This window comes from Ruminococcus champanellensis 18P13 = JCM 17042 (genome assembly GCF_000210095.1).
GTDB classification, from domain to species: Bacteria; Bacillota; Clostridia; order Oscillospirales; family Ruminococcaceae; genus Ruminococcus_F; species Ruminococcus_F champanellensis.
In genome coordinates, this window is the sequence record NC_021039.1 from 602,760 (window position 1) to 624,471 (window position 21,712).

General features: G+C 56.6%; 20 protein-coding genes. 12 read left to right on the forward strand and 8 right to left on the reverse strand.

The window, feature by feature from the left end:
* Positions 1–14: 14 nt before the first annotated feature.
* Together RUM_RS11910 and RUM_RS11915 are read right to left on the reverse strand one after the other, a co-directional pair.
* The gene (locus tag RUM_RS11910; RefSeq protein ID WP_015557681.1) at positions 15–1,628 is read right to left on the reverse strand and encodes a dockerin type I domain-containing protein; all 1,614 of its coding nucleotides are present in this window, start codon (positions 1,626–1,628) and stop codon (positions 15–17) included.
* 203 nt (positions 1,629–1,831) lie between these two features.
* Entirely contained in the window at positions 1,832–2,356 is a 525-nt protein-coding gene (locus tag RUM_RS11915) for a double zinc ribbon domain-containing protein (RefSeq protein WP_015557682.1), read from the reverse strand.
* 158 nt (positions 2,357–2,514) lie between these two features.
* Between RUM_RS11915 and RUM_RS02680 the strand changes: the two genes are divergently transcribed.
* On the forward strand, positions 2,515–2,823 hold the full coding sequence (locus tag RUM_RS02680) for a hypothetical protein (protein WP_015557683.1): 309 nt from the start codon (positions 2,515–2,517) through the stop codon (positions 2,821–2,823).
* A gap of 97 nt (positions 2,824–2,920) precedes the next feature.
* Here the strand turns inward: RUM_RS02680 and RUM_RS02685 are convergent, their stop codons facing one another.
* Together RUM_RS02685 and RUM_RS02690 are read right to left on the reverse strand one after the other, a co-directional pair.
* Complete coding sequence (locus RUM_RS02685) at positions 2,921–3,742, reverse strand: hypothetical protein (protein WP_015557684.1); 822 nt, start codon at positions 3,740–3,742, stop codon at positions 2,921–2,923.
* A gap of 325 nt (positions 3,743–4,067) precedes the next feature.
* A complete protein-coding gene (locus tag RUM_RS02690) occupies positions 4,068–5,702 on the reverse strand; it encodes a class I adenylate-forming enzyme family protein (protein WP_015557685.1) in 1,635 nt (544 codons plus the stop codon).
* A 279-nt stretch (positions 5,703–5,981) separates the two neighbouring features.
* Between RUM_RS02690 and RUM_RS02695 the strand changes: the two genes are divergently transcribed.
* The 4 genes from RUM_RS02695 (at position 5,982) to bglS (ending at position 11,321) form a co-directional block, all read left to right on the forward strand.
* Positions 5,982–7,055, forward strand: a complete 1,074-nt coding sequence (locus RUM_RS02695; RefSeq protein ID WP_015557686.1) for a LacI family DNA-binding transcriptional regulator — start codon at positions 5,982–5,984, stop codon at positions 7,053–7,055.
* Positions 7,021–7,218, forward strand: coding sequence for a hypothetical protein (locus tag RUM_RS02700; protein WP_015557687.1), 198 nt, complete (start codon positions 7,021–7,023; stop codon positions 7,216–7,218). The genes RUM_RS02695 and RUM_RS02700 overlap by 35 nt, the downstream gene beginning before the upstream one ends.
* A gap of 18 nt (positions 7,219–7,236) precedes the next feature.
* The gene (locus RUM_RS02705; RefSeq protein WP_015557688.1) at positions 7,237–7,983 is read left to right on the forward strand and encodes a helix-turn-helix transcriptional regulator; all 747 of its coding nucleotides are present in this window, start codon (positions 7,237–7,239) and stop codon (positions 7,981–7,983) included.
* 188 nt (positions 7,984–8,171) lie between these two features.
* Entirely contained in the window at positions 8,172–11,321 is a 3,150-nt protein-coding gene (gene bglS / locus RUM_RS02710) for a beta-glucanase (protein WP_015557689.1), read from the forward strand.
* A gap of 68 nt (positions 11,322–11,389) precedes the next feature.
* On the opposite strand, the gene RUM_RS02715 is transcribed toward bglS, so the two are convergent.
* The 4 genes from RUM_RS02715 to RUM_RS02730 form a co-directional block, all read right to left on the reverse strand.
* A complete protein-coding gene (locus RUM_RS02715; RefSeq protein WP_015557690.1) occupies positions 11,390–11,713 on the reverse strand; it encodes an AzlD domain-containing protein in 324 nt (107 codons plus the stop codon).
* Positions 11,706–12,419: an AzlC family ABC transporter permease gene (locus tag RUM_RS02720; RefSeq protein WP_015557691.1), complete on the reverse strand. Its 714-nt coding sequence runs from the start codon at positions 12,417–12,419 to the stop codon at positions 11,706–11,708. Before RUM_RS02720 ends, RUM_RS02715 begins: the two co-directional genes overlap by 8 nt.
* A 185-nt stretch (positions 12,420–12,604) precedes the next feature.
* Positions 12,605–13,018, reverse strand: a complete 414-nt coding sequence (locus RUM_RS02725) for a hypothetical protein (protein ID WP_015557692.1) — start codon at positions 13,016–13,018, stop codon at positions 12,605–12,607.
* Positions 13,019–13,073: 55 nt separating this feature from the next.
* Positions 13,074–13,796 (reverse strand): polysaccharide deacetylase family protein, encoded by a 723-nt coding sequence (locus RUM_RS02730; RefSeq protein WP_157864590.1) that lies wholly within the window; start codon positions 13,794–13,796, stop codon positions 13,074–13,076.
* 121 nt (positions 13,797–13,917) lie between these two features.
* Here RUM_RS02730 and RUM_RS02735 point away from each other — a divergent pair, with 121 nt between their 5' ends.
* From RUM_RS02735 to RUM_RS02765, 7 genes are all read left to right on the forward strand, one after another.
* A complete protein-coding gene (locus RUM_RS02735) occupies positions 13,918–14,886 on the forward strand; it encodes a LysR family transcriptional regulator (RefSeq protein WP_015557693.1) in 969 nt (322 codons plus the stop codon).
* Positions 14,871–15,989 carry an SGNH/GDSL hydrolase family protein gene (locus RUM_RS02740; RefSeq protein WP_015557694.1) on the forward strand — a complete coding sequence of 373 codons (1,119 nt, stop codon included), beginning with the start codon at positions 14,871–14,873 and terminating at the stop codon, positions 15,987–15,989. The genes RUM_RS02735 and RUM_RS02740 overlap by 16 nt, the downstream gene beginning before the upstream one ends.
* Positions 15,989–16,714, forward strand: coding sequence for an acyl-[acyl-carrier-protein] thioesterase (locus RUM_RS02745; protein ID WP_015557695.1), 726 nt, complete (start codon positions 15,989–15,991; stop codon positions 16,712–16,714). The genes RUM_RS02740 and RUM_RS02745 overlap by 1 nt, the downstream gene beginning before the upstream one ends.
* 120 nt (positions 16,715–16,834) lie before the next feature.
* Entirely contained in the window at positions 16,835–17,989 is a 1,155-nt protein-coding gene (locus RUM_RS02750; RefSeq protein ID WP_015557696.1) for an SGNH/GDSL hydrolase family protein, read from the forward strand.
* Positions 17,990–18,166: 177 nt separating this feature from the next.
* Positions 18,167–18,730: a hypothetical protein gene (locus RUM_RS02755; protein WP_015557697.1), complete on the forward strand. Its 564-nt coding sequence runs from the start codon at positions 18,167–18,169 to the stop codon at positions 18,728–18,730.
* 149 nt (positions 18,731–18,879) lie between these two features.
* Positions 18,880–19,191, forward strand: coding sequence for a metal-sensing transcriptional repressor (locus RUM_RS02760; RefSeq protein ID WP_015557698.1), 312 nt, complete (start codon positions 18,880–18,882; stop codon positions 19,189–19,191).
* 11 nt (positions 19,192–19,202) lie between these two features.
* Entirely contained in the window at positions 19,203–21,710 is a 2,508-nt protein-coding gene (locus RUM_RS02765; RefSeq protein WP_015557699.1) for a heavy metal translocating P-type ATPase, read from the forward strand.
* Positions 21,711–21,712: the final 2 nt, after the last annotated feature.

Consider the following 21,712-nt stretch of genomic DNA (forward strand, 5'->3'; position numbering starts at 1 on the left):
GGGCTTGGATCCTGTTACGAGAATCTGCCGCTTTCGTCCTTGATCTTGCTCCAAACGTACCGGAGCATCCAGCTGTCAAAGTCGGTGATCTTGCTTGCGGAACCTGCCATCATCAAAGAGTTCTCGCCGCCGGGGAATCCTCCGGGCGGAAAGCCGCCCTTTTCGCCTTCGCCTCCGTAGAAGTCCGTGAGACCGAAGCCGTGTCCCAGCTCATGCTCCAGCACGTGAATGCCGAAGCCGGAGTTGATAATGTTCAGATAGGCATCATCGGACAGGCGCTGTCCCCAGTCGCCGCCGCAGCCCCCGATGGAGGGGAAACCCTGGGTTGCCCACAGGTACATATCAAACCGCTTATCCAGTCCGCCCGGATAATCGAAGCCGATGTTGTTGGAGAAGTGATAGAACCGGGACAGCTCATCCGGCGCACTGGGCAGCAGATTCGGAATGGTCTCCACCCCGTTGGAGGTGTCCCCGGAGCTGTCATAGGGCTCCAACAGATTGTCGTAGACGATCTCGTCCGGCTGCAGATCCTCCAGGCAGCTTTTGTCCAGTACTGCCCAGCCTACGATCTTTACGTCCACATGCTGGTACTTCCAGCCTTCATAGCCAACCAGGTAATCCGTCCAGCCATTGATGGCATCCTCCAGCAGCTGCTCCAGCTTCTGCCGTTGCTCCAGGGTAATGTGCTTGTAGGACTGCCAACGGATCACATAGTTGATGGAGCCGTTCCCTCCCACGATCTGGTCAAAGATGGTGTTCCGTCGTGCGGTGGACTGCTCGTCCTGGATCCGGTTGGTCCAGATCCACTCCATGGCAGTGGTGTATTCTGCCGGCATATCCGCCAGCGTTACTTCCTCTGTTACCGGCGGATCCACAGCATCCGGCGCAGTCGCTTCTGCATCCGTCCGGGTCAGCCGCAGGTAGTCCAGATTGGGCCCGCCTGCGTCCTGGGTGGATGTCACACGAAGCGTATTCGCTCCGGCGTTCAGCTTCAGCACCAAGCTGTAGGTCTGCCAGTCCGTCCAGCCGCTGGTAGCGGCAAAGGACAGAGTCCAGGTGTCAGAACCATTGCTGCATTGCAGTGCCATGGGACGAACTGCGCCGCTGCCGTTGGCAAAACGCAGATCAACCCGGTAATTTCCCTCCACAGGTGCTTGCACCGTCCAGGTGACAGCGCTGCCCTGCACATTGTCCACGTTGACGTAGGTACCGGTAAGGGAACCGGCGTTGGTGGTTTCCGTTGCGGCAAGCTCCAGCACCGCATGCTTTGCAAAATAGATGTTGTCATATACGGTACCCTGCTGGATAAAGCCGTTGCACCGGCTCATCAGATAATCCTGCAGGATCTGTACATCCGCCTTGTTCACCTGCCCGTCTCCTGTCAGATCCCCGAAGGAGGCATCGCCTGCAGGAAAACTGGTGATATTGCCCAGTACATAGGATTTCAGCAGTTGCAGGTCCATGGCGTTGACCATGCCGTTGCCGTCCAGATCTCCGTACAGCCCGAAGCTGTCCGCAGAAACGGTTTGCTGCACGCTGTTTTCCGGCAGCATTGCGCCGCAGGTTGCCAGCATGCACAGCGCCATCAGTCCGGCACGACGCCGGTGGCTCTTGTGCGAAACGTTCATATTCAATTTCCCCCTGTTTCAAGCGTACTTCCGAGAAGCTGCCTGTTTTCATCGTTGCTCTCTGCACAAAGCAACAGAATATGTATATAATAACATATTTTTTAAACTGTGGCAATGCAATTTTATGATTATTTTATATGCGATTGTATCCGCTTATAACAAAACCTGCACAAAGCAGTGGAATGCCCTGTGCAGGTGATGCTTTATCGAAGGAGGATTCCCAACAGGGAGCTGCAGGCGGTCAGGCTCAGACCGATGATGGACATGACGAACCCGGCTTTGGCGATGCCGCCCCGGGTCTCCTGCTTTCCCTTGATGCTCAGCACCAGGCCGGTGATGGAGATGGGGTATCCCACCAGGGGCAGGATCCACGCCATGAGACTGAGGATGCCCAGCACCATGCCTGCCACCGCCTTGCCGTTGCTTTCCGGCAGTATGGGCTGCTGCCAGGGATTGTACATGCCCGGGGGAGGTGCCTGCTGCATGGGTGGAATCTGACCCATGGGCGGCGGCAGAGGGGGTTGCCGGAGTGGAGCTTGTTCATTTACGTTGGGCATTCTCTGCCCTTGAGGCATTCCGCAGTTGGGGCAAAAGGCCAGCCCGGAAGGGATCTCCTGTCCGCAGCCGGGACAGTGCTGCATGGGAGGCATTTGCTGCATGGGCGCACCGCAGCCGTGGCAAAAGGCTGCACCGGGTTCATTGTCTGTGCCGCAGTTTCTACAAAGCATATAAAATCCTTTCCCGGCAGTGCAGAAGCGTGCCGCTGTGGTGTTATGATTATAAGTCTACTCCAGAAACGGCAAATTGTCAAGCCAACGGGATTTGACTTTTTTCCGAAAAAGTGATACAATAAAAGCAATCATTCTGACGAAAGGTGTAGGATGCTATGAATGCAACGGCGATCATCGGCATTGTGATCCTGGTGCTGTTTGTGGGCAGCTTTATCGCTTACGGCGTGGTGCTGTACCTGGGCAGGGAGCACAAGCAGACAGTGCTGGTCAAATCCAAGTATACCACAAAGAACCGCCGCCAGAAGCATGGCGGCACTGTGGTACACTACACGGTAGTCTGCAAATGCGGCGCTTTCAACCGCAAGTTTTCCTGCAGTCACCGGGTGTACGAGCACATGCGGGAGGGTCAGAGCTATCTTGCCAAGACCAAGATGGGCGAGATCCTTTCTCTGCACAACCAGTAAAAGATCCGGCACGGGAGAGATCCTGTGCCGGATTCTTTGCATACACAGAAAAACGCCGCCGATATCGCTGTACCGGCGGCGTATATTTCATGGGCGCTTATTCAGCCTTGCTGGAGTCAGCAGAAGTATCTGCCTTGCTTGCATCCTCCGCCTTGCTGGAATCGTCAGCTGTGCCGGCATCCTCCTTGGTCTTGCCGGTGCCGCTTACGGTGAAGTTGACCTCAACTGTGGTCCAGGACTTGAAGTCCTTGGTATCGATGATGACCGGAGCATAGTCCTTGTTGTCAGCAGCGATGACGCCGTCCGCATTGTGTGCATCCTCCGGCAGGCTGTTTACAAAGGTGTTGCAGATGTTTGCACGCATTTCCTTGCCATCGTCAGAGGAGGTATAGTTCTTTGCGGTCATCGTGATTTCCTTGCCGTCAACCTTGATGGAGGTGATGTCGATGGACATATCCGGGAACAGGGTGGTGCCGTCAAATACCTTTACAGCGGCAAAGGAAATGCCGGCAGGGGTGTATTCGCCGTTTGCGTCGCCGGTAATGTCGTACAGACAGCCCTTGGTGCCTGCGTTGACGCTGACGGTGTAATCTCCGTCACCGGTAATCTTCTCAACCCCTGCGTCATAGGTCAGCAGATCGGTATCCTTGCCCCAGTACTGTACATACCACTGCTCATCCACCATTGCCAGGATCGCATCGCCGGATTCCGCAACAACTGCCTTTTCAAACTCTACGGGAGCGGCAGCGGTTGCAGCCGGAGTAGCAGCCTGATCGGCAGCGACTGTAGTTGCGGGAGCCTGTGTGGTGGCTGCTTCTGTGGTGGCAGGCGCTTCGCTGCTGTCAGAACCGCAGCCTACGAATGCTGCGCCAACAAAGGTGCATGCCAGAAGGGCAGCGGCAAATTTTGTAAATTTCATAACATCCTCTTTTCTCCGCCGTAACGATTCTCCTGCCGCACATACGGCGGTACGGACAGCGTACAGGAGCGCTGTTCTTCCGTGGGACGCATCGTGAAAGCTATCAAAGGCGCTTTGCATGATGCTGTCCGGCTTGAGAGGGGAAGAAACAGCTTTCATCAGTCTCCATGAAGCATGCGCTGTGGCTCCATGGGCTTTTTACTTGCTTTTTTATCATACACAATTTTTCGGGTTCCTGCAATCGGCATTCTGCACAAATTTCAACGGTATATTCAGGCAGTATGCCATGTATGGTGCTGCCTGGAACAAAAAACAGTTTGCAGAATCAGCTGTGATTCTGCTTTGCGACCAGGCTTGCGCCGCCGTACATTTCCCGCAGCCGGGGTTTTTCGATCTTGCCGGTGGGATTCCGGGGCACCTGTGCAAAGATGATCTTGTGGGGACGCTTGTACCGGGGCAGCTGATTGCAGAATTCCATGATCTCCGCCTCCGTGCAGGGGTGATCCGGCTTCAGTTCCACAATGGCTGCTGCGATTTCCCCCAGCCGCTGATCCGGCAGGCCGATGACTGCCACGTCCTTGATGTTGTCGTTGCTGCGCAGGAAATCCTCGATCTGTACCGGGTACAGATTCTCGCCGCCGCTGATGATCACGTCCTTTTTCCGATCCACCAGGAAGATAAAGCCGTCTGCATCCTCCTGCGCCATGTCTCCGGTGTAGAGCCAGCCGTCCCGGAGTACCTCGTCCGTTGCCTTGGGATCGTTGTAGTAGCAGGTCATGACGCCGGGACCCTTGACCGCAAGCTCACCCACAGTGCCCTGGGGTACCGTGTTGCCCTTGTCGTCCACGATCTTGACCTCCCAGCCGAAGCCCGCCTTGCCGATGGCGCCTACCTTGTCGATGTTACCCACGCCCAGGTGTACGCAGCCGGGGCCGATGGACTCGCTCAGCCCATAATTGGTGTCGTACTGGTGGTTGGGAAAGTATTTCTTCCACCGGGCGATCAGGCTGGGGGGAACGGGCTGTGCGCCGATGTGCATCAGCCGCCACTGATCCAGCTTGTAATCCTCCAGCTTCAGCTCGCCCCGATCCAGGGCGTCCAGAATATCCTGTGCCCAGGGCACCAGCAGCCATACGATGGTACATTGTTCCTGGGAAATGGCTTCCAGAATGCATTTCGGCTTTACACCCTTCAGCAGGACTGCCTTGCCGCCTACCAGAAAGCTGCCGAACCAGTGCATCTTCGCACCGGTGTGGTACAGGGGCGGGATGCACAGGAACACATCGTCCCGGGTCTGCCCGTGATGCTCCCGCTCTACCTTGCAGGCGTGCAGCAGGCTTTCGTGGTTGTGCAGGATGGCTTTCGGGAAGCCGGTGGTACCGGAGGAGAAGTAAATCGCCGCATCATCCGTCAGATCCAGGGGCAGATCCGGGGAAGCACTGGAGCAGTTGGCAACCAGCCGGTCATAGTGCTCCGCAAAGGAGGGACAGTTTTCCCCCACGTAGAACAGCAGGCGCTTTTTGCTGATTTCCGGGGCAATTTCCTCCACTCTGCCGATGAATTCCGGGCCGAACACCAGAATATCCACCTCCGCAAGATCCACACAGTACTTGATCTCGTCAGAAGCATAGCGGAAGTTCAGGGGTACCGCCAGGGCACCGGTCTTGAGAATGCCGAAATAAATGGGCAGCCACTCCAGGCAGTTCATCAGCAGGATCGCCACTTTGTCGCCCTTCTTGACGCCCCGGGACAGCAAGAGATTGGCAAACCGATTTGCCTTTTCGTTGAACACGCTCCAGGTGATCTCCCGCCGGTAGTAGGACACCGGTGCCGGCTCGATCAGTTCGTACTCCTTCCAGGTTACCCGGTGGACTTCCTGGATATCCGGGTTGATCTCCACCAGGGCTGTGTCCTTGCCGTACAGAATGGCATTGCGTTCCAATATATCTGTAATGGTCATAATGATCCGTCCTTTCTGGTCGCTTCATAAGTTACCTTTCATTTTATCACATGAAAGCGCAAAAGTAAATAGGAAATACAGAAAAAATATATGTTTTTCAATTTTCCTTGTATCCTGAATGCAGGGAATAATGAAAAGATGATTTATTTGTTATATTTATTCACCCAACGTACATGTTTAATTTACACTCTGGCAAGATACAGTTTTCTCTGGATGTGATATAATATAAATAGGTATCAAATACACGTCGTTTCGGGACGGCGGACAGGAGGAAGTGCCATGAAGTACGGCGTGAAAATGTCGGATATTGCTAAGGAGTTCTCGGTCAGCGTAGTCACAGTTTCCAATGCACTGGGGGATCGGGGCGGTGTCAGTCCGGAGCTTTGTGCAGCCATCAAAGCCAAGGCAGTGGAACTGGGCTACCGTCCCTCCGTGGCACGGCGACCCCGGCAAAAGCAGGAAACCGGGGACAAGCCTGCCCGCCGGTTCCTTACGGTGGGGATCCTGACTGCGGAGCGCTTCTGCGGCGATAAGGGAACCTTCTACTGGGAACTGACCCAGCGGGTGACCCGGCTGCTCAAGCGCAGCACCAATGTGCTGTGCGAAAGCGTCTCCATGCGGCAGGAGAAAAACTGCCTGCCGCCGGAGCTGGTTACCAGTCATAAGGTCAATGCCCTCATCATGCTGGGGCAGATCGGTCACGACTATCTGGATATGATCCTCCAGGTGGGTCTGCCGGTGGTGTTCCTGGATTTTTACGATGAACATTACCATGTGGACAGCATTGTGTCCGACAGCTACTATGGGGGCTATCTGCTGACGGATTATCTGATCAGCATGGGACACCGGCGCATTGGCTTTATGGGCAATGTAACCGAGACAAGCAGCATCCACGACCGGTTCATGGGCTACATCAAGGCGCTGATGGAGCACGGGATCCCCTACCGGAAGGACTGGACTCTGGCAGACCGGGAGCCGAACGGCCCTTTGATTACGGATCTGGTCTTTCCGCCGGATATGCCCACTGCCCTTGTGTGCAATTGCGACGAGACTGCCTTCCGGGTGATCTCTGCGCTGAAGGAATCCGGCTACCGGGTGCCGGAGGATGTGTCCGTGGTGGGCTATGACAACTACATGGTGTCGGATATGTGCGTACCCTCCATCACCACAGTGGAGGTGAACCTGGAGATCATGGCTCAGGCAACGGTGGATATCATCTTCAAAAAGCTGGAACATCCGGATTACAGCGAGGGGAAGCGGATCATTCCCGGCAAACTGATCATCAAAAATTCCGTCCGCCGATTGCAGGAGCATGAACATGAAAAAGTGGAAAGCAAAACAGGCGTGGATTGAGACGGCGATCCTGCTGGTCATTTTGGCAGGGGTGTTTCTGATACAGCAGGCAACAGGGTGCTGGTTGGATGTGCGGTACGAGCCGCTGCTGTACGGACTGATCCTGGGACTGTACTGGCTGCTCCGTTCGATATTCCGCCGCTTCTGGACACAGCAGAGATAAAGGCAAGGGGGTGTGGGCATGCAGCAGGACACGGAGAAAAAGATTGCGGAGCATTTGTTCTCCCAACGGGAGGAGAGCTTTGCTCACGCCTCCTTTGACCGGGAGATCGCCTTTTACGAAAGCATCTGCTCCGGGAATATGAAGCTGGTGCGAGTATTTATGAAGCCCCTGTGCTGTGAGGGCTGCGGGGTGCTCAGCGAGGATCCCCTCCGGAACCTCCGGTATCACATGGTGGTGCTGGCTGCACTGATCGCCCGGTATTGCATCAAAGGGGGCATGCCCCCGGAGGAATCCTACACTCTCAGTGATTTTTACATCATGAAAACTGACAAGTGCCGGACAGAGGCGGAGATCCGCCGGGTGCACCTGGAAATGATCGAGGATTACACCGGGAAAATGCGCCGCATCAAGCTGAACGGAGCCTACTCCCGGCAGATCGTCCATGGGGTGGATTACATCATCACCCACCTGCACAGCCGGATCCTGCTGGAGGATACTGCAAAGCATCTGGACATCAGTCCGGCGTATCTGTCCCGGCTGTTCAAAAAGGAAACCGGCATGACCTTCAGCGACTTTGTGAACAAGCAGAAGATCGAGGAGGCAGCTGCTCTGCTGCTGTATACGGAATACAGCGATACCCAGATCAGCACGCTGCTGGCGTTCAGCTCCCAGAGCTATTTCATCAAGGTGTTCCGGAAGTACATGGGCACCACTCCAAAGCAGTACAAAAAGCAATACAACATTCCGGATTTTGCAGGTCGCTGAATTGCAGCGGCCTGTTTCGTTTTGGTCAAGATTTTGCTATTTTTATCGTGAAAGTTATAGAAAAATTTGTGCAGATACACTATGATTAAAAAAGAAAATGAACGAATCGGTATGCTTCCACATACCGCTTGCCGGATGCGGCAAGAACGCCGGGACTCCCGGCGACAAAAAAGAGGGGGAACATCACCATGAAGAAATCTGCGATTCGCAGGCTGGCAGCAGCTGCGGCGGCGTGCTCAGTGCTGGTATCCGCACTGCCTGCACTGCCCACTATGACCACTCTGGCAGCAGGCAACATCATTACCAATTCGACTTTTGAGTCCGGTACTTCCGGCTGGGGTACCTACAAGGAAAGCGGCGGTGCCTGCTCTCTGTCCACGGAAAACGGCAGACTGGCGCTGAAAATCAGCAACGTAGGCAAGGTGAATTATGCGGTTCAGGTATTCTACGACATCATTCCTTTGTACAAGAACGGGGTGTATCGGCTCAAGTATGACATTTCCTGCAGCACCAACCGGTTTGTAGAATGCATGATCCAGCAGAACGGCGGCACCTACCAGGCATATACCTGGAAGGGGCTGAATCTGACCAATTCTCCCCAGAGTGTGAACTATACCTTCACCATGGAGCAGGATACCGACATCATGTCCAAGCTTGTATTCAACTGCGGGATTCAGGAAGCGGATGGTGCTCTGCCGGAGCATACCATTTACCTGGATAACGTGTCCCTGGAGCTGATCGACGACAGCCAGGTGGACTACTCCGCATCCAGACCCTACGAGCCTCCCATTGTGACCAACCAGGTTGGCTATCGCTGCGACAGCCAGAAAACGGCAGTATTTCGCAATATGGGCAGTGCCAGCGAATTTTCCGTTGTGAACGCTGTCACCAAGCAGACTGTTTACACCGGGCGGCTGTCCGGGGACAAGACCAACAGCTCTGCCAACGAAACCAACCGGGTGGGTGATTTTTCTCAGGTCACCACCCCGGGCAAGTACTACATCACCTGCGGCAGCCTGGATCCCTCCTACACCTTTGAGATCGGGGACGATGTTTACGGCAGCCTGCTGGATGACAGCGTGAAGATGCTCTATTTGCAGCGCTGCGGCACTGCGGTTCAGGACAGCACCTTTGGTCACCCGGCATGCCACAGCACCATGGCGACCATTTATGGCACCAATCAGCAGATCGATGTTTCCGGCGGCTGGCACGATGCCGGGGACTATGGCAGATACATTGTACCGGCGGCAAAGGCAGTAGCAGATCTGCTGTATGCATACCAGCAGAATCCGGAGCTGTATGGAGACGCAAGCGGCATTCCGGAAAGCGGCAACGGGGTTCCGGATATTCTGGATGAGGTTCGCTATGAGCTGGAGTGGATGCAGAAAATGCAGCGGCAGGACGGCGCTGTTTATCACAAGGTGACCTGTGAAAACTTCCCGGGCTATGTGGCACCGGAAAAGGAGACCGCTCCCTTGATCGTTACACCGGTTTCCTCCACTGCAACTGCTGACTTCTGCGCATCCATGGCGCTGGCGTATGAATTTTATAAGGATGTGGACAGCAACTTTGCAAAGGACTGCCTGAGCCGTGCGGAGCAGGCATGGAGCTACCTGGAGCAGAATCCCAACCTCAACTTTTCCAATCCCTCTGATATTTCCACCGGTGAATACGGTGACAAGTCCGACCGGGACGAAAGATACTGGGCGGCAGCACAGCTGTATCGGGCAACCGGCAGCAGCAAGTACGAATCTGCTTTGAACAGCATGGTTGTATGCACCGGCATGGACTGGGCGACCGTGGGGGACTACGGCAATATTGCCCTGCTGACCTCGGACTCCATCAGCAAGTCCACCTCTGCCTATACCAAGGCAAAGAACGTAGTGCTGACACAGGCGGATCAGCTGCTTTCCAAGTCCGGCAGTTCTCCGTACGGCGTAGCACTGACCAAATATGATTGGGGCAGCAACATGACCGTTGCAAACGCCGGCATCATTCTGGGTCTTGCATATCAGCTGACCGATCAGGCTTCCTATCTGAATGCTGCCAATGCACAGCTGGATTACCTGCTGGGTGTGAATCCGGTGGGCGAGTGCTTCTTCACGGGCTATGGTACTGTTTCTCCGGAAAATCCCCACCACAGACCCTCTATGGCAATTGGCAAGGCTATGCCCGGCATGCTGGTAGGCGGCGTCAACCAGAATCTGGAGGATTCCGCAGCGAAGGCATATTGCCAGGATCTTCCCGCCGCAAAGCGGTATGTGGACAATGCGGAAAGCTACTCCACCAACGAGGTCACAATTTACTGGAACTCTCCTCTGACCTACCTGGTGGCACTCACCGGGGAAGGTGGCAGCACACCCGTAGTGGAAAAGTATCTGCTTGGGGATGTGAACAACGACAAGACCATCAACGCCTTCGATCTGGTACTGGCAAGACGGGGCTTGACCACTGGCTTTGACAACCAGTCCGCAGAGCAGGCAGCAGACGTAAACCAGGATGGCAAGGTTACTGTTGCAGATATCGTTGTGATGCAGCAGTATCTGCTTGGAAAAATCAAGGCATTCTCCGGCGAGCCCGCAGTCACCACTGCGCCGCCCCAGACCACAGCACCCACCACGCACACAACCGTTGACGCTATACAGACTACTCGGAATCCCAGTGGGATCCAGGACTATGGTACACCTATGAATCAGAATGCGACTATGCAGGCGGATTTCCGGAAGGGCGCAAATGCGGAATTTTTTGCGTCCGACGGCTGGACGAATGGCAGCTGCTTTAACTGCGGCTGGTACAAGGAAAACACCTCCTTTAACGGAGGTGTGCTGAACCTTACCATTGATAAGGATCATTCCGGCAAGTATGCTTACTCCGGGGCAGAGTACCGTACCAACGGCTACTACAAGTACGGCTACTACGAAACCTCCATGCAGGCAATCAAGAACGACGGGGTGGTTTCCTCCTTCTTTACTTATACTGGTCCGTCAGAGAATAACCCCTGGGACGAGATCGACATTGAGGTGCTCGGAAAGGATACCACCAAGGTGCAGTTCAACTATTACACCAACGGGGTGGGCAATCACGAGTATATGTACGATCTGGGCTTTGATGCCTCCGAGGGCTTCCACACCTACGGCTTTGACTGGCAGGCGGATCATATCACCTGGTATGTGGACGGTAAGGCGGTATACACCGCTTACGGCAATATGCCCACCACCGCCGGCAAGATCATGATGAATGTATGGCCCGGCATCGGGGTGGATGACTGGCTGAAGCCCTTCAACGGGAACACGCCGCTGACCGCCCGGTATCAGTGGGTCACCTACAATCAGCAATAACCTCCTCCTATAAGCGGAAACAGGGCACCGGCTTCAACCGATGCCCTGTTTTTGTATGGTGTGCTGCCTTAAGAAAGCAGGTGTACTGCCCATTCGCACAGCAGTACCGTACCGCATGCGCCGGCGGCAACGGAGATCAGACTACAGGAGCGGTACGCCAGCAACAGCGCCGCCAGCAGACCGGCTGCTGCGGAAAGGGGGCTGGAGGTGGCATAGAAGATTGCCGGGAAGGTCATGGCACTCAGCGCCGCATAGGGCACATAGTGGAGGAAGGAACGGGCGAACCGGTTCCGGATGGGTTGTCGAAAAAAAACCAGAGGCAGCATCCGGATCAAGTAGGTGACGCCTGCCATTACCAGCAGGCACAGCAGAAAACGGGATGTATCAGGCATGCGTTTCATCCTCCTCCGGCAATGGCTTGATCAGAGCCAGGATCACACTGGTCACAACGGTGCAGAGAATGATGGAAAAGCCGCTGGAAATGGGCAGGGGCGTGTAGTAGATCAGACAGCTGAGCCCGGCGGCAGTCAGCACTGCCCCCAGAACGGCGTGGTTTGTCCGGGAGGGGGGCACGATAATGGCGATGAACATGCCGTAAATGGCAATGCCCAGGGCACTGATGAGAAATGCCGGCAGGATATTCCCTGCAACTGCCCCCACCAGAGTGCCCACCGCCCAGCCCACATAGGGGGGCAGGATCAGACCATACAGATAAGCTCTCCCCACCTTTCCCTCCTTGCCGCTGGCGACGGCAAATACCTCGTCCGTATTCACAAAGGAGATGGCAAACCGATCCCCCAGCCGTACATCCGGATCCAGCTTCTGGGACAGGGAAACGGACATGAGGGCGTACCGCAGATTGATGATCAGCTGGGTCAGCCCGATTTCTGTCAGCGGTGCGCTTGCGGCGATCAGGGGAACGCCTGCGAGCTGTCCGGCGGAGGTCACGTTGGTCATGGAGATCAGAACCACCTGCCAGACGGCAAGTCCCTGTCCGGTGGCGGAAATGCCGAAGGCAAAGGCAACGGACACATATCCCAGAAAGATGGGCAGTCCGTCCCGGAGGCCTTCGGTAAAGCTGTGCTTGGGTGCATGCATGGATCTACGCTCCTTTGGTTCTCTTTGCTGAAATGTCCCTGCGGAACATTGACAAGCTACAGGCAACACCGCACAAAGTCCGCCTGGCGGCTTTGCACAGTGTTGCCTACATTATAGCATGCTTTTCAGCCGGATGCAACCCACAGAAAAAAGCAGTCCGGGCGAATTCTCCCGGACTGAACAGGTTATTCTTCATAGGGCACAAAGGGCAGCTCGATGCCGGTGCTGGGGATGGTCACCATGGTGAACGTGGTAGGCGCATCCGTTTGCCGGGGGACTGCTGTGGTGCCCGGCTGGTTCGTTTCTGCCGGAATCGTCAGAACCGGCAGCTCCTCGCCGGACTGTCCCGTACCCGGAGCAAGGATGGGCAATTCGTTCTCCGCTCCGGCGGTGGTGGTGACGGTTGCATCGGACGGCTTGTCCGGCTGGGTGGTGCCGACAGCAGTGGACACTGCTGCATTTGTCACGGCGGAAACTGCCGTGGTGATCGGCGCATCCGGCAGGCTGCTGCTGTTGCCCTTGCCGCATCCCACCAGGCATGTACAAAGGGCGGTGCTCAGCAGGATCCCTGCTGTCGCCGGAAGCATTCTGTGTTTCATGGAATGTCCCTCCATTCTTTTGCTGTACCTATTATAATAGATCCAAGAGGGAATGTCAATCCTTTGTCACATCGGAATACATGGCGTGGGTATCCGGCGTGACGCCCTTTGCCTCAAATAACTGAGATACAGTCACCAGGGTGTATCCATCCTGCTGCAATGCCGGAATCAGCAGATCCAGTGCCTCCACTGTTTTGGTGTTGCCCTCTGCATCGTGCAGCAGGATGATGCTGCCGTCATGAATCTGCGCCAGCACCTTGTCGGAGCGTTCCTGCACCCCCACCTTGTCGTCCCAGTCGTTGGAGCCGTAGCCGCAGATAAAGGGCATGCCCACTGTGTCATACATCAGGTCATTCACCGCAATATAGGGCGGGCGGAAAAACCGGGTTGGCTCCCCGGTGATGGCCTCCACCCGCTGGGAGGTTTCCGTGATCTCCCTGCGGATCTGCTCTTCCGTCAGCTTGGTCATATCCCGGTGGGATTTGGAGTGGTTGTGGATCTCGCAGCCCATGTCGTAGGCACGCTTTACCGTGTCGGTGGTCTGCTCCCCCACGTTGTTGCCGCAAACGAAAAAGGACGCCACCACCCCGTACTGATCCAGCTTGTCCAGAACCAGGGGCGTGGTGCTGCTGGGGCCATCGTCAAAGGTCAGGGCTATGACTTTTGTGTTGGCATCAAATTGCGGTACCGGGCGGCTCGCTGCCTGGCTGTCCGTGCTGCATCCGGTCATCAATACAATCCCTCCCATCAGGGCAAGGAAACATGCTTTTCCGTTCAATCTGCTTCCCCCTTGTGCATTCGTAAAAAGTATCTCTCCCATTTTAGCATGAATCCCTTGCAAAGGTCAAATAGGTGTGGTAAAATAATAGGTATAGCCAAAAGGTTATAGGAGGAATCTTATGACACCCCAACAGATCGAATACGTATTGCTGGTAGCCCAGCTTCGCAGCTTTTCCAAGGCGGCACAGAAGCTGTACATCACCCAGCCCTCACTGAGCAAATACATCATCAACATCGAACGACAGCTTGGCACGGAGATTTTTGACCGGAGCACCACCCCCATCAGTCTGACCGCTGCCGGAGAAGCATACGTTGCCACCGCCCGGCAGATCAAGGCTGCCCAGGATGACCTGGCGAACCGGATCGCAGATATGCAGAACCTCCGGGCAGGCACATTGAAGATCGGCGCATCCACCTTCCGGACAAGCTATATGCTGGCACGGAGTATTTCCCAGTTCTGCCGGGAGCATGCAGGGGTGGAGGTGTCCATTGCGGACAACAATTCCGAAAACCTCAAGGAAATGCTCCGGGCAGGGCAGATCGACCTGCTTATCAGCACCGGAAGCTTTGATCCCAAATATTTTGATGTGGAGCCACTTGCCACGGAGCAGTTGTATGCGGCAGTGCCGGCGGCAGCCCCCGTCAATGGAAAACTGGCGGACTGGCAGCTGTCCTGGGAGGATATCCGCAGCCGCAGTGAACGGTTTCTCCGGGCAAAGCCGGTGGATCTGTCCCGACTCCGGGATGTGCCCTTTATCCTGCCCCAGCAGGAGGAATTCAACGAGGAGGTCATGCAGCGCTCCTTTATAGCATTCGGAGGATTGCCGGAGCCTGCCCTCCGGGTGCGTACCATTGACGCTGCCTTTTCCTTTGTGGTGTCCGGCTTTGGCATGACCCTGATCCCGGATACCATGATCCATTTCGGGAATTATGCCGCCCACCCGGTGTTCTACGCCCTGGAGCCTGCCCATGCCCAGCGGCAGATCTGCCTGGTGATGCGCCGCAGCAGCTATGTGTCCAAGGCGGCGGCAGCCTACTGTCTGACCTTAAAGCGGCTGGTGGAGATCGGCACATGGCGGATCCTGTGACCATCCGGGAAAAGCTGGGGCAGGATGCCTATGCGGGGCTTTGCGCCGCCTCTCTGACCCTTGCCGGGAACAATGCACGGCTGCACCGGGCGTTTTCTGCCGGACAGGTGCGGATCGCATTTTTAGGCGGCTCTGTCACTGCCGGTTGTCTGGACAATGCCTATGTGCCGGAGCCATTCCCCCTGCATGGGGTGCAGCGTCTGCGCAGTGCCATGCCCGGCAAACGGTTTTATCTGTATGATTACAGCATTGCCGGAACCGGATCGGACTACGGTCTGGTATGCGTCCGCCGGGAGCTGTCCCTGTGCCGTCCACAGCTAGTGGTGGTGGAGTACGGCATCAACGACGCCAAGACGCCGGAAAGCATCGGCTGCTTTGAAAGTCTGATCCGGATGCTTTTGCAGTTGCCGGAAAAACCGGCGGTATGCCTGCTGCTGGTAGGCATGGAGGACGGGTACTGCTGTCGGGCGCATATGACCCGGATTGCCGCTCACTATGGTCTGCCGGTGGTGGATGCCGCTGCCGCCCTGGAGGATGCCATCCGGGGAGGACAGCTGACCTGGTGGGATTATGCGGCGGACAGTTGTCATCCCCACCCTGCCGGGCATCAATGGCTGGGGGATTGCCTGTTTGCCGGACTGCACGAATGGCTCTCTGCTCCGGCAGATGCGCCCCAGCCTCTCCCTCCGGCTTGTGCGTATCATGCGCCTCTGACGGATCTGGAGCTGCTGTTCCTAGATGCTTTGGAATCTCCCTATGAACACCGGTTCGGGGAGGATGGACTGCCCATGCTGCTGCATACCGCTGACCATGGGGGTTCCTGGAAGCTTCCCCTGTATTGCCGGGGGGTGCTGCTGGTGTACCGGCAGTATGCCAGCCACAATTACGCCACCTTCTATGCTTCCCTGGATGGGGGCGATCCGGTGCCCCTCCGGGGATACAGCCTGTTTGGCTGGGGCAATCCGGTGACGGTGCTGCTGTCCGGAGGAGATACATCCGGGGAACATGTACTGACCCTGGCACCGGCGGACTGTGACCGGAATCTGAAATTTGAACTGGTCGCTCTGGGCATCTGGGGCGGCAAGAGAAAGGAATCGGACTGATGTTTTCCATGGAATATCGGCTGGGTGCCAGCCGGGTGGACGAAACAGGACTTTTGCGGTGCAGCGGCATGGTGGATCTGATGCAGGACTGCTCCGGCTTTCAGCTGGATACGGAGCAGGCGCTGAACACCTATTTTGCAGAGCATGGGCTGGGTATGTACCTGGCATCCCGACAGATTGATATTGTCCGGATGCCAGCCTATGGGGAGCAGATGACCTTGAAAACCTGGATCTTTGACTGCAATCGGTTTTACGGCTGTCGGAATACGCTGCTGCTGGACGCGGCCGGGGAAGTATGCGCCGCAAGCTGGTGCATCGGGGTGTTTGTGGATTTGTCCACCGCCCGGGGCACCCGGATTCCCCAGATCTTGCTGGAGCAGGTACGGCTGGAGCCTGCCTATGAAATGGAGTATCTGCCCCATAAGCTGATTCTGCCGGATGCGTCCCAGCCCTGGGAGCAGCTGTCTGACAGAGTGGCGGATCGGAGCATGATCGACCGGTATCACCATGTGAACAATGCCCGGTATTTTGACCTGGGGGAGGAGGCACTGCCAGAGGGGTATGCCTATCGCCGGGTGCGGATCGCCTACAAGACCCCGGCAAAGCATGGGGCGCTGATCTGTCCTCGTCGGCTGACCACGGCGGAGGGCTGCTGGATCGCTCTTTGCGATGGACAGGGCAAGCCCTATGCCCAATTGTTGTACTCGGATATAGTCCCGGTGTAATCCATTCGATAGACTGAAAACCATTTGCCACCGTTCCGGAAGTATGGTACAATAGTAGGGCAGCACTGTACAAGCTTTGTGCGATGTTGCCCTGCACATCATATAAAGGAGAAAATGCGGATGAGAGCATGCAAAGCGGTTGCGACAGCGGTCTGTCTTGCGGTAAGCTGTACAGGGTTGCTTGCCGGATGCAGAACGGAGGAAAACGATATGCACAAAACCTATGCCCCCTCGGAGGAGGCGGTGCTGCCCCTGGGGCGCACTTATTATGCGGACGATATGCGCTGGTGCGCCTATTCCGGCACCGGAGCGGCATTTACCTTTACCGGCACCAAGGCGGAGATCACCATCGCCGGGGATCAGATCGCCGAAGCGCCGGATAACCAGGCGAACTATGCCCGTATTGCGGTGTATGTGAATGAGGAACGGGTGGTGGATGACCAGATCGATCAGCCGGAAAAGACCTATACCGTATTCCAGAGCGATGCGGCACAGGAGGTCACGGTGCGGATCGTGAAGCTGTCGGAATGCGCCATGTCCACCATTGCCATCAAGCAGATCACGGTGGATTCCCAGGAGGGCATCCGCCCGGCGCAGCCCCAGTCCCGGCTCATCGAGTTTGTGGGGGATTCCATCACCTGCGGCTACGGCGTGGACGATGAAGTGGCGGAGCATCATTTTTCCACCGCCACAGAGGATGTGACCAAGGCATACGCTTACCGGACGGCGCAGACCCTGAAAGCAGATTACAGTATGGTATCCATCAGCGGGTACGGGATCCTGTCCGGCTATACGGACAGCGGCAAGCTCCAGCCTCATCAGATCGTGCCCCGGTATTACCCCAAGCTGGGCTTTTCCAACGGCAGCTTCGGGGACAAGAAGCCTGCCTCCATCAGGTGGGATTTCGCCCGGCAGCCGGATCTGGTGGTCATCAACCTGGGCACCAACGACGACAGCTACTGCCAGACGGACGCCCAGCGGCAGGCGGATTTTGCCGCCGCCTATGTGGAATTTCTCAAGACCGTCCGGGAGAAGAATCCGGATGCTCCCATTCTCTGCACCCTGGGGATCATGGGGGATCGGCTGTACCCCAGCGTGGAGGCTGCGGTTGCCGCATACTCCAAGGAAACCGGGGACAGCAATGTGTCCTGTATGAAATTTGACGTACAGAATCAGGCGGACGGCTACGCTGCTGATTGGCACCCCACCGCCAAGACCCATGAGAAAGCAGCTACCAGGCTGGCGGAGGAGATCCGCAGCCGATACGGCTGGTAATCGGGAACGCCCTTGCGGATGCAGGGGCGTTTTTTGTCTGCGTGCTGGGAAGCACCGAAAAAAGATTGATTCTTCTACAAGAAACTATTGACATTTCAGGGGGGTATGCTATACTATATATAGAAGCATACAGGAACAGGGCAGACCGCTGCCCGGTACAGAAAAAGGAGGATCAGAATGAAAAAACTTGTTGTATTTGCAGCCGCATTAGCGCTGCTGACCGGATGCACCGCTGACAGCAGCTCCACCGGCAGTTCAGCCGCCCAGCCGGCACAGACCACTGCTGCCGCATCCGGTTCCAGTCAGACCGGAAACACGGAATCCAGTATTCATGCGGATTATCCGGTTTACGACAGCCTCCAGGCATTGCAGGAAAAGTCGGATCTGATCCTCCGGTGCAAATTCCAGAAACGGGAGGAAACCAGCTTTGAGAATTCCCCCTATACCCGCATGACGATCCAGGTGCAGGAAGCGTACAAGGGTGATGCCAAGCAGGGGGATACCTTGACCTTCTTGCAGTTGGGTACCAACGAAGCAGCCCAGAACCCAGTGGTCTGCAATGATTATGTATCCATGCAGTCCGACCAGGAGTATGTACTGTTTCTGACAAAATCCGGGGAGGAATATTTCATGCCATCTCCGGCGCAAAGCTGTTACCTGTGGGCGGAGGGGGATAAGACGCTTTCCCCGGTGCTGGATTCCAGCGTCGCCCTGTCCGTCAAAGCGGAGGATCTGAAATAAGCATGCAAAACCGTCTGCATTTGCAGGCGGTTTTTTGTGTGGTCTGATAATTTGAAAAAAGGGATGCATACTACCCTTGACAAGCAGGGTGGATGGGTGTATACTAAAAATACCCCCATGGGGTATACGAACACAACGAGGTGCATGTGATGGAGGAGAAAAAAGCCTGTCCCTGCTGCTGTCAGAAAACCACAAAGCGCAGTGCGGAACAGAAAAAAGCGCTGCTGAACCGGCTGCGGCGGATCGAAGGACAGGTACGGGGCATCCAGACCATGCTGGAACAGGACGCCTACTGCAATGATGTACTGATCCAGTCCGCAGCGGTGAATGCAGCCATGAACGCATTCAACCGGGAGCTGCTGGCAAGTCACATTCGGGGCTGTGTGGTGCGGGATATCCGTGCGGGGCAGGACGAGGTGATCGACGAGTTGGTGGCGACCCTGCAAAAGCTGATGAAGTGAGGAGAACCGAAATGAAGCAATATGAGGTAACGGGCATGAGCTGTGCCGCATGCAGCGCCCGGGTGGAGCGTGCGGTATCCGCCGTGCCTGGCGTGGAAAGCTGTGCGGTGAATCTGCTGACCAATTCCATGGGGGTGGAGGGCACTGCCGCCCCGGATGCGGTGATCGCAGCAGTGCAGGCGGCTGGCTACGGCGCATCCCTCAAGGGGGCAAAGCAGGATACTGTGCCCAAGGATACCCTTCGGGATACGGAAACCCCCAGGATCCGCCGCCGGCTCATCACCTCTGTGGCACTGCTGCTGGTGCTGATGTATTTCTCCATGGGGCATATGATGTGGAACTGGCCGCTGCCCCATTGGTTTGACGGGAACCATGTGGCAATGGGACTGGTGCAACTGTTGCTTGCAGGGAGCATCCTGGTCATCAACCAGAAATTTTTTGTCAGCGGCTTTCAGAGCCTGTGGCATCGCTCCCCCAACATGGATACGCTGGTTGCCCTCGGCTCCGGGGCATCCTTTTTGTGGAGCGTATATGCCCTGTTCGCTATGACCGATGCCCAGGTACATGGGGATATGGATCGGGTCATGATCTATATGGACGAGTTTTATTTCGAGTCCGCCGCCATGATCCTGACGCTGATTACGGTGGGAAAAATGCTGGAGGCTCGCTCCAAAGGAAAAACCACCGACGCCATCCGGAGTCTGATGCAGCTTGCCCCCAAGACCGCCACTGTGATCCGGGACGGGAAGGAAGAAACCATTCCGGCGGAGCAGGTGCAGAAGGGGGACGTGTTTGCAGTCCGCCCCGGAGAGAGCATCCCGGTGGACGGGGTGATCCTGGAGGGGGAAAGTGCGGTGGATGAATCCGCCCTGACCGGGGAGAGCATTCCGGTGGACAAGGCACTGGGAGATCCGGTATGCGCCGCCACCATCAACCACTCCGGCTATCTGCGCTGTGAGGCGTCCCGGGTGGGGGAGGATACCACCCTGTCCCAGATCATCCGCATGGTCAGCGATGCGGCAGCCACCAAAGCCCCCATCGCCAAGATCGCCGACCGGGTGTCCGGGGTATTCGTGCCCATCGTGATCTCCATTGCGGCTGTCACCACGCTGGTGTGGCTACTGCTGGGGTACGGTACCGCTTTTGCTCTTGCCCGGGGCATCTCTGTGCTGGTCATTAGCTGCCCCTGTGCATTGGGGCTTGCCACCCCGGTGGCGATCATGGTGGGCAGCGGCGTAGGTGCCCGGAACGGCATTCTGTTCAAGACCGCCGTATCTCTGGAGGAAACCGGAAAGGTGCAGATCGTGGCACTGGACAAGACCGGCACCATTACCCAGGGTGCTCCCGTAGTGACGGATCTGCTGCCGGGATCCGGCGTATCAGAGCAGCGACTGCTGGCGGCGGCTGCCGCTTTGGAGGCTAAAAGTGAGCATCCCCTTGCGAAGGCGGTGCTGGCGTATGCCCGGCAGCAGGGCATCACCCCCGAAGAAGTGACCGCATTCACTGCCCATGCGGGAAATGGTCTGTCCGGCACGCTGGATGGAAAGCGGCTTACAGGGGGCAGCCTGCGGTTTATTGCATCCCGGAGCCCATTGTCCCTGGAAACGGAGCAGGCAGCCAATGCCTGGTCGGAGCAGGGGAAAACCCCTCTGCTGTTTCTGGAGGATGATACCTTCCTGGGTATGATCGCCGTGGCGGATACCATCAAGGAGGACAGTCCGGCAGCCATCCGGCAGCTGCAAGCCATGGGGATCCGGGTGGTGATGCTGACCGGGGACAATGCCCGTACCGCCCGTGCCATCGGCGCACAGGCAGGGGTGGATCAGGTGATCTCCGATGTACTGCCAGAGGGCAAGGAGGCGGAGATCCGTCGTCTCCGGCAGCAGGGCAGGGTGGCTATGGTGGGGGACGGCATCAACGATGCCCCGGCGCTGACCAGTGCGGACATGGGCATCGCCATCGGTGCCGGTGCGGACGTTGCCATCGATGCGGCGGACGTGGTGCTGATGAAAAGCCGGCTTTCGGATGTGCCTGCCGCCATTCGCCTGAGCCGGGGCGCTCTGCGGAATATCCACGAAAACCTGTTCTGGGCATTCTTCTACAACTTGATCGGCATTCCCCTGGCAGCCGGGGTATTCGTTCCCCTGGGACTGACGCTGAACCCCATGTTCGGGGCGGCTGCCATGAGTCTGTCCAGCGTATGCGTGGTGTCCAACGCCCTGCGGCTGAATTTCTGCCGGCTGTATGACACCCGGCGGGATCACAAGGGGAAACCGGCGGCAGCATCCGGCAGCACCCAGACCCGAACCCTGCACATCAAGGGCATGATGTGCGGTAACTGCGAGAATCATGTGCGCACCGCCCTGGAGGGCATCCAAGGGGTAGGCACGGTTCAGGTGAGCCATACTGCCGGCACGGCAGTGGTGACGCTGAATGAGACGGTGGCAAATGATACGCTGAAGCAAGCAGTCAAACAGGCTGGATACAAAGTCACAGCCATAGAATCACAGGAGGTATGAAA

Bases quoted from the DNA above. Each gene is read 5' to 3' on its own strand.
- RUM_RS11910 (WP_015557681.1), bottom strand. From the start codon at position 1,628: ATGAACGTTTCGCACAAGAGCCACCGGCGTCGTGCCGGACTGATGGCG.
- RUM_RS11915 (WP_015557682.1), bottom strand. From the start codon at position 2,356: ATGCTTTGTAGAAACTGCGGCACAGACAATGAACCCGGTGCAGCCTTT.
- RUM_RS02680 (WP_015557683.1), top strand. From the start codon at position 2,515: ATGAATGCAACGGCGATCATCGGCATTGTGATCCTGGTGCTGTTTGTG.
- RUM_RS02685 (WP_015557684.1), bottom strand. From the start codon at position 3,742: ATGAAATTTACAAAATTTGCCGCTGCCCTTCTGGCATGCACCTTTGTT.
- RUM_RS02690 (WP_015557685.1), bottom strand. From the start codon at position 5,702: ATGACCATTACAGATATATTGGAACGCAATGCCATTCTGTACGGCAAG.
- RUM_RS02695 (WP_015557686.1), top strand. From the start codon at position 5,982: ATGAAGTACGGCGTGAAAATGTCGGATATTGCTAAGGAGTTCTCGGTC.
- RUM_RS02700 (WP_015557687.1), top strand. From the start codon at position 7,021: ATGAAAAAGTGGAAAGCAAAACAGGCGTGGATTGAGACGGCGATCCTG.
- RUM_RS02705 (WP_015557688.1), top strand. From the start codon at position 7,237: ATGCAGCAGGACACGGAGAAAAAGATTGCGGAGCATTTGTTCTCCCAA.
- bglS (WP_015557689.1), top strand. From the start codon at position 8,172: ATGAAGAAATCTGCGATTCGCAGGCTGGCAGCAGCTGCGGCGGCGTGC.
- RUM_RS02715 (WP_015557690.1), bottom strand. From the start codon at position 11,713: ATGCCTGATACATCCCGTTTTCTGCTGTGCCTGCTGGTAATGGCAGGC.
- RUM_RS02720 (WP_015557691.1), bottom strand. From the start codon at position 12,419: ATGCATGCACCCAAGCACAGCTTTACCGAAGGCCTCCGGGACGGACTG.
- RUM_RS02725 (WP_015557692.1), bottom strand. From the start codon at position 13,018: ATGAAACACAGAATGCTTCCGGCGACAGCAGGGATCCTGCTGAGCACC.
- RUM_RS02735 (WP_015557693.1), top strand. From the start codon at position 13,918: ATGACACCCCAACAGATCGAATACGTATTGCTGGTAGCCCAGCTTCGC.
- RUM_RS02740 (WP_015557694.1), top strand. From the start codon at position 14,871: ATGGCGGATCCTGTGACCATCCGGGAAAAGCTGGGGCAGGATGCCTAT.
- RUM_RS02745 (WP_015557695.1), top strand. From the start codon at position 15,989: ATGTTTTCCATGGAATATCGGCTGGGTGCCAGCCGGGTGGACGAAACA.
- RUM_RS02750 (WP_015557696.1), top strand. From the start codon at position 16,835: ATGAGAGCATGCAAAGCGGTTGCGACAGCGGTCTGTCTTGCGGTAAGC.
- RUM_RS02755 (WP_015557697.1), top strand. From the start codon at position 18,167: ATGAAAAAACTTGTTGTATTTGCAGCCGCATTAGCGCTGCTGACCGGA.
- RUM_RS02760 (WP_015557698.1), top strand. From the start codon at position 18,880: ATGGAGGAGAAAAAAGCCTGTCCCTGCTGCTGTCAGAAAACCACAAAG.
- RUM_RS02765 (WP_015557699.1), top strand. From the start codon at position 19,203: ATGAAGCAATATGAGGTAACGGGCATGAGCTGTGCCGCATGCAGCGCC.